The 5,911-nt window shown below is 42.1% G+C and carries 6 protein-coding genes and 1 pseudogene; 4 read left to right on the top strand and 3 right to left on the bottom strand.

Features of this window, described 5'->3' with window-relative positions:
• Positions 1-117: 117 nt before the first annotated feature.
• Together ACO6VE_RS23710 and ACO6VE_RS23705 are read right to left on the bottom strand one after the other, a co-directional pair.
• Positions 118-366 carry a transposase family protein gene (locus ACO6VE_RS23710; RefSeq protein ID WP_422463886.1) on the bottom strand — a complete coding sequence of 83 codons (249 nt, stop codon included), beginning with the start codon at positions 364-366 and terminating at the stop codon, positions 118-120.
• A 56-nt stretch (positions 367-422) separates the two neighbouring features.
• On the bottom strand, positions 423-1,178 hold the full coding sequence (locus ACO6VE_RS23705; protein ID WP_422463884.1) for a lysozyme inhibitor LprI family protein: 756 nt from the start codon (positions 1,176-1,178) through the stop codon (positions 423-425).
• Between the two features lie 651 nt (positions 1,179-1,829).
• Between ACO6VE_RS23705 and ACO6VE_RS23700 the strand changes: the two genes are divergently transcribed.
• From ACO6VE_RS23700 to ACO6VE_RS23690, 3 genes are all read left to right on the top strand, one after another.
• The gene (locus ACO6VE_RS23700) at positions 1,830-2,363 is read left to right on the top strand and encodes a hypothetical protein (RefSeq protein ID WP_422463882.1); all 534 of its coding nucleotides are present in this window, start codon (positions 1,830-1,832) and stop codon (positions 2,361-2,363) included.
• Positions 2,364-2,470: 107 nt separating this feature from the next.
• On the top strand, positions 2,471-3,484 hold the full coding sequence (locus tag ACO6VE_RS23695; RefSeq protein WP_422463880.1) for a DUF4917 family protein: 1,014 nt from the start codon (positions 2,471-2,473) through the stop codon (positions 3,482-3,484).
• A 92-nt stretch (positions 3,485-3,576) separates the two neighbouring features.
• The gene (locus tag ACO6VE_RS23690; protein ID WP_422463878.1) at positions 3,577-4,050 is read left to right on the top strand and encodes a helix-turn-helix domain-containing protein; all 474 of its coding nucleotides are present in this window, start codon (positions 3,577-3,579) and stop codon (positions 4,048-4,050) included.
• Between the two features lie 32 nt (positions 4,051-4,082).
• On the opposite strand, the pseudogene ACO6VE_RS23685 reads toward ACO6VE_RS23690, so the two are convergent.
• Positions 4,083-5,051: pseudogene (locus ACO6VE_RS23685) on the bottom strand (IS1595 family transposase).
• Between the two features lie 228 nt (positions 5,052-5,279).
• Between ACO6VE_RS23685 and ACO6VE_RS23680 the strand changes: the two are divergent.
• Positions 5,280-5,723 carry a transposase gene (locus ACO6VE_RS23680; RefSeq protein ID WP_422463876.1) on the top strand — a complete coding sequence of 148 codons (444 nt, stop codon included), beginning with the start codon at positions 5,280-5,282 and terminating at the stop codon, positions 5,721-5,723.
• Positions 5,724-5,911: the final 188 nt, after the last annotated feature.

Raw genomic sequence — 5,911 nt, 5'->3', positions numbered from 1 at the left:
AATAGCGGTACCCATGATTGACCCGACGACAACGATTGATTATTAGGCAATTTTAGTTGAAGAATTGTGCGGACATGATTTTTTTACCTTGCCTGCAGCCCTTATGGCTGTAGTGCTTCAGAGTTCATCGGGAATTGCTGCTATGGTATGGTGCGATGGGAACCCGTATTTGTAAGGAAAGAATTGTCGAAACCAAGCTTTGTTGTAATGAGCAAAAGATGCCATGCTCTGCCACTCAGTATACCCGCTCATAATACTGGCATAGACGATAAATAAGACCTCCTGGAGGGGATAGACGACATGTACCTTATCACGCGGTTCAGCCAGTTGGTGGAGCCTGTCAATTATCGGGGCGTAACTGTTCATTTGGACCATACCTCTGCATTAAGCAGAATGTATCATGGCAGAATTATTTATGTACGTTAGTACATCTGAAGCTTTCGCCCTGGTTCACTAATACGATTATCAACAGCTGTTGAAATACAGGATTTTAAAGTCTTTGACTTGTTCTTTGGGCACTCATTCCTTTCTTTAAGAAATTTGTACTGATTGCTCTTTAGGGTTTCAAACTCCTCCCCTGTTACCACTCCACGGGCAAAGGAGTACTCCTCTGATAGTTCTCTATCCTTTACTGATAATACGAGATCGGAGCAAATTTCTTTCTCTACAACACTACCAGCTTTAGAACAATTGAATGATGGTATTACAGCCTTATCGTTATACAGCATTCGGATTTTGTTTTTTTCATCAAAAACGATTAAATAACCACCATCACCTCCTAACTGCCAGTATGTCGCCCACCATGAGCCATTATAAAAAAATTCACTTTCTTGTATTCTTAACAACTTATTGATCAGACTTTCGGTAAAAACATTACTATACCAATCTTTTATTTCTTCAGTAGTTTCCAGTTCAAGATCGCCTGAATGACCCAAACTATACTTCACTCCGCACTTATGCTTTAGGCAGTATTTTGAATTGCGTACAGAATATAAAGTAAGCCCTTCTGACGAAATGCTTGACATTATTTTTTTATAGTCTTTTCTCAGAACACCTTCTTTGAACAGATAGAAATTATCTATTGTGCTCTCTGGGGGCGTGATCTTAGCCGCCACATAAGAAGAGCTAAACAATAAAAATAAGAGTGTTAGGAGTTTAGCTTTCTGAAAAAAAAACACTGCATTCTTCCTGACTATTAATGGGATGGAGCGGCTTAGCTGTGAAGCTGGCACTTACTTCTCAATGACAAACTGCGTAATGACGATCGTCTTGTGATTTATGATCATCATAACAAAAAACATATCGATTGAGGCGTATGTGCTATCAGCTATTGATTTCTGTAGATATCCCTAGCGTGGGCGGGCTGCTGGATCAAGATATCCAAGCTGCTGCACTGTCTTCGAATTTGTGCCAAAAACCGTTGGTGGGGCATTAGTGTAACACTTACCACCAATAATCTTTGAAGGACGTGGATTAATAGGGAGAAGTCCTTAGTGATGGTGCTTGTCATGTGTGTAACAATTAGTAAACAAAAACTAAGTCAACAGGTCTTCTTTTGAAAGATAAAGATGGCTCTACGACCTCTATACAACTGGCGCTTATCAACAATATTGATTAATAGAGCCGAAAGAAAATGTACACTATTAATTAAAGATAATGAGAAATTTTTTTAACAACTTTAGCTCGTTTTTTATGATCCTCCTGTTTGTAGGAGGGTACTTTCCAGTGAACATGATTTTGGCATTTGTTTTTGGAGATAAAGCTGATGTTGTGATTTCATTGTTTGTTCCGTTCTACGGATATTTTGTAATGATGTTTGGATAGTTTAGATGAACAACTTAAAGATCATATTAACATTTGTGCTTCAAATTATGGCAGTGACTGCTCATGCTACACCATCTAATATATCGAGCCATCAGTATTATAAAGAATCAGTTAATCTAATAGAAAAACTTGGAAGAAAGGAGGTAATAAAACAGATCGTAAGAATGCAGCGCAAACAGCTGAGAGATTATGGAGGTGCTTTAGATGATTATACAACTGTGACTGGTGTAACTGGCGGGGATTATGGACTCAGACAAAATATCAAAATAGATGTTGATAAGGTACTAAGTGATTATAGTCAATCTTTAATTGGCAAAGAAAAAAGAAAAATGTCGAAAGAAGATGTATATCAAATGATTAAAAAGGATGGGGTGATTTATGAACTTCAGGTTAATACACTCTGTTCCAGCCCCTCCACGAGAGGCGTTATTGATAGTGGCATAAACTATGTCAATGATTATTACGATCCTCGTATGAATTATATTGGTGAAATAGATGTGGGCAAATCCATATGCCTATCTTTTGATTTACATGAATAATAAGTTCAATTGAACTTCTTCAGGTTAATACAATAATAAGAAAGTTTACTAAAAACTATATATTTTTTCAGTAGGGGAAGAGTATTACTTGAATGGAGTGTTTTTAAATGACGGTTAAAATTAATCAATGGAAAGAAATTAGTGAGAGATATAATGGAACAGTTCTTCTTGGAAACGGTTCTAGTATTGCCGTCAACTCAAGTTTCAAGTATCCCTCTCTGAAGCAACATGCGATAGAAGAAGGTCTTCTTACAGAAGATGTTCAGTCTATTTTTGATTACTTTGAAACCGATGATTTTGAGCTGATATTGAGGATTGTATGGCAAACCACCAATGTTAATAAGTCTCTAAAGATAGAAGATGATAAAACTCGGAAAGCATATCTTCATGTCCGTGATTGCCTGATAAAATCGGTAAGAAATATCCATCCTGAGTACCATGCAGTATCTTCTCAGTTGCCCAAAATCTACGATTTCCTAAAAAATTTCAATACTGTCCTGTCCTTGAATTATGACCTGTTGTTGTACTGGACAATGATGTATGGAATAGACAAAAGAGACGGTCATGCTTTCAAGGACTGCATCATAAACTCATCTTTCGACGATGACTGGAAACGTTTTCGTGGCTCTTGGGGGCAGTCAAATAGGGAAACAACCCTTGTCTTCTACCCACATGGTAGTTTGATCCTTGCTCGAAATCTGGTCGAGAGAGAGTTAAAGATAACATCTCGCGGCACTGATTTACTTGAATCGATTCTAAGCTCATGGGAATCAGAGAAGTATGTTCCTCTCTTTGTCAGTGAAGGTATGACTGAGCAGAAGGTAGCATCTATTCATAACAGTCATTATCTTAATACTGTGTATAAAGAAGTTTTACCGAGTGTTTCAACTTCACTGGTTGTCTTTGGTTGGGGCTTCGGTCCACACGATCGGCATATTCTGGAAAGACTTGCCAAGTCGAGTGTGCAAATAATAGCCGTTTCTGTTTTTGGTAATGATCAGTCGTACTGCAATGCGGTAGAGCAACAAGTTCGTGATACCTTTGGTCAACAGGTAGAGCTTGAATTTTTTGACTGCCAAAGCCCCGGCTGCTGGAATCAAGCAAACAAGGAGGAAAAATGAATCGACTGCTAGTACCGGAAAGCCCTGATATCCATACAAACGCAAGTATGTTTTGATTGCCATCCCTTTTTTTCCTCCATGGCTCCGCAGGGATGAATTCAAAACATACCCAGAAAATTCTATTGTCAGACCAGCAGCGCAAGGATCTTGAGCTGATTGTGTGTCGGCGTAAAAGCGCCCAGTCCATGGTACTGCGGGCCAAAATTATCCTTGCTGGTGCGGAAGGTAAAAGTCTTCATAAAACATCACAGGATCTTGCGTGTAATCGAGAAACCGTCACTCGCTGGCGTAAGCACTGGGTTGAGCGTAGCGATGATCTTTCGGTGCTGGAACGCCTCAAGGAAGCCCCACGCCCCGGAGCCATACCCAAGTTTAATGCAGAACAAATTTGCCAGATTATCGCCATGTCTTGCGACAAACCTGAAGACCATGGTTATCCCTTCAGTCATTGGTCAGAAAACTCATTGGCCATGGCAGCAGTAGATAAAGGTATCGTCCCATCTATCTCTCAGAGGCAGGTGGGGCGTTTTTTAAAATCAGGCCGACATTCGTCCCGACAAGGTTAAAGGCTGGGTCGAAAGCCCAAAGGATGAGGCGGCTATGTTGCCTTTAAAGGTTGAAAGTGAATAAATTCCAAAATCTTGTTGGCCAACCGGTCAGTTATTAAAGCATTAATGCCAGTTAGAGCCCTTCGCCAGCCCAGATAATGTGACAGATATTTTGTTGCAACTCCGTGAAAAATCCCTGTAATCCACTGCTTCAAGTGGCTGTGATATGCATTCACACGCTGCAGGTGAAAAATACCTTCTATAACCCGTATTCCAGAGGATGACACCAGTTCTTTAAAGGTGAAGCCCAAGGTTCTCGCAAGCTTCTCATGTGCAAGGCTTGCATCGGCGCATACGACTGCTTCAGTATTTATTCGACCGTTCAAATGACGACAAAGTGCGTCTGCACTCTGATTCTCCAGAATGCCATCAACTGTCTGATTATCGCGATCTCTGGCTATCATGACCGGTATTTGTCGACACTCTGTCTTCTTATCATTACCCCGCTTCCTGGCAGCTCTTGGGAGACCTTTCTTCTGACCTTTGAAGGATTCACGGAAGAAAGTTTCATCCAGTTCTGTGATGCCACTAAGCTCCGGTGCCTGATCGTGCTCAATAGCCTGTAAAAATCGATGCCTCCAACGGAATGATGTTTTCAATGAAACGCCGCATTGCTTGGCAGCCGGGCGAAGCGTCAAAGAGTGAGTCATCCCCTCAAGATACTGCGGCCAACGCTCAGGATGTCTTAAACGGGCCAGAGGCGTTTTGGAAAAAGAGTTCAGGGTCTTTCGACAAGACTTGCACCGGAAACGTTGTCGTTGTTTCCGCACCCCCCAGCGTTGTCAGTCTTCTGACCCGCAGTGAGGACATTTTGGGGCCCGAACAAAACTATCTTCGATGGACTTGGCAATATCGGAAGGAGAATTCTGCTCTGACAGAGCGTTAATAAGTGTATTTCGCTGCTGGCGGGTTAATAACGGTATAGCATTAAGAAGTTCTTGAAACTGTTGGGACTGCATAACAGAATCTCCCATTACAGGGTTTTACGACAGTTTAGACCCATCAACCCTTAAGGGAAACATAGCCGGATGAGGCGTTTGAAATACACTGCGCCGATGTTTGCGACACCTATCACCAAGCCCTTGTCCGGGCGGAACAGGGTATTCGCACCATTTCCTTCGACCAAAAAACGGGCATTCAGGCCCTGGAACCTGTAAACAAGGGAAAACCGGTCAGGCCTGGTCAGATTGAAAAACGAGAGTTTGAGTACACTGGTCGGCATGGATGTTGTAACCGGGAAAATCATTCCCCTGATCAGAGACACAAGGGCCGAAGAAGACTTCTCCGATTGGCTGAACAATGCCCTGGCCAGCGACCCCAATGCAGTAGGCTGGCACTTTGTTATGGACAGGCTGAACACTCATATGTGTGAAGCCGCAGTAAGGACAGTAGCAAGGGTTGAGAACACGTCTGAAGAAGAACTGGGTACCAAACGTAAGTCAGGGATATTGCAGAATCTAAAGACCCGTGCCGCGTACCTGACCGATCCATCCCACAAGATTGTGTTCCACTACACACCCAAGCATGCGTCTTGGCTGAATCAGATTGAAATCTGGTTTTCCATCCTGGTAAAAAGGTTTTTGAAGAGGAACAGCTTCACTTGCAAAGAGAACCTGAAGGTACGGCTCTAGGGTTTCATTGAGTTCTTCAATGAGAGGATGGCCAAGCCATTTAAGTGGACTTTCAAAGGCCGTCCTCTGCAGGTGTGAAGATGTATGGGTATTAAGGCCAATGGCACTGACTTAAGCTCACTTCCCTTGGTATTTCTTGAGTCTGCGTGCTTGTGATCTTGGATGTTGGAGCCTTTTATGCGGTTTTG

It is taken from the genome of Endozoicomonas sp. ALB115 (assembly GCF_049310245.1).
Classification (GTDB): domain Bacteria; phylum Pseudomonadota; class Gammaproteobacteria; order Pseudomonadales; family Endozoicomonadaceae; genus Endozoicomonas.
Note: the sequence above shows the minus strand (reverse complement) of the source record. Positions and strands in the feature narration are given on the sequence as shown.

Bases quoted from the DNA above. Each gene is read 5' to 3' on its own strand.
- ACO6VE_RS23710 (WP_422463886.1), bottom strand. From the start codon at position 366: ATGAACAGTTACGCCCCGATAATTGACAGGCTCCACCAACTGGCTGAA.
- ACO6VE_RS23700 (WP_422463882.1), top strand. From the start codon at position 1,830: ATGAACAACTTAAAGATCATATTAACATTTGTGCTTCAAATTATGGCA.
- ACO6VE_RS23695 (WP_422463880.1), top strand. From the start codon at position 2,471: ATGACGGTTAAAATTAATCAATGGAAAGAAATTAGTGAGAGATATAAT.
- ACO6VE_RS23690 (WP_422463878.1), top strand. From the start codon at position 3,577: ATGAATTCAAAACATACCCAGAAAATTCTATTGTCAGACCAGCAGCGC.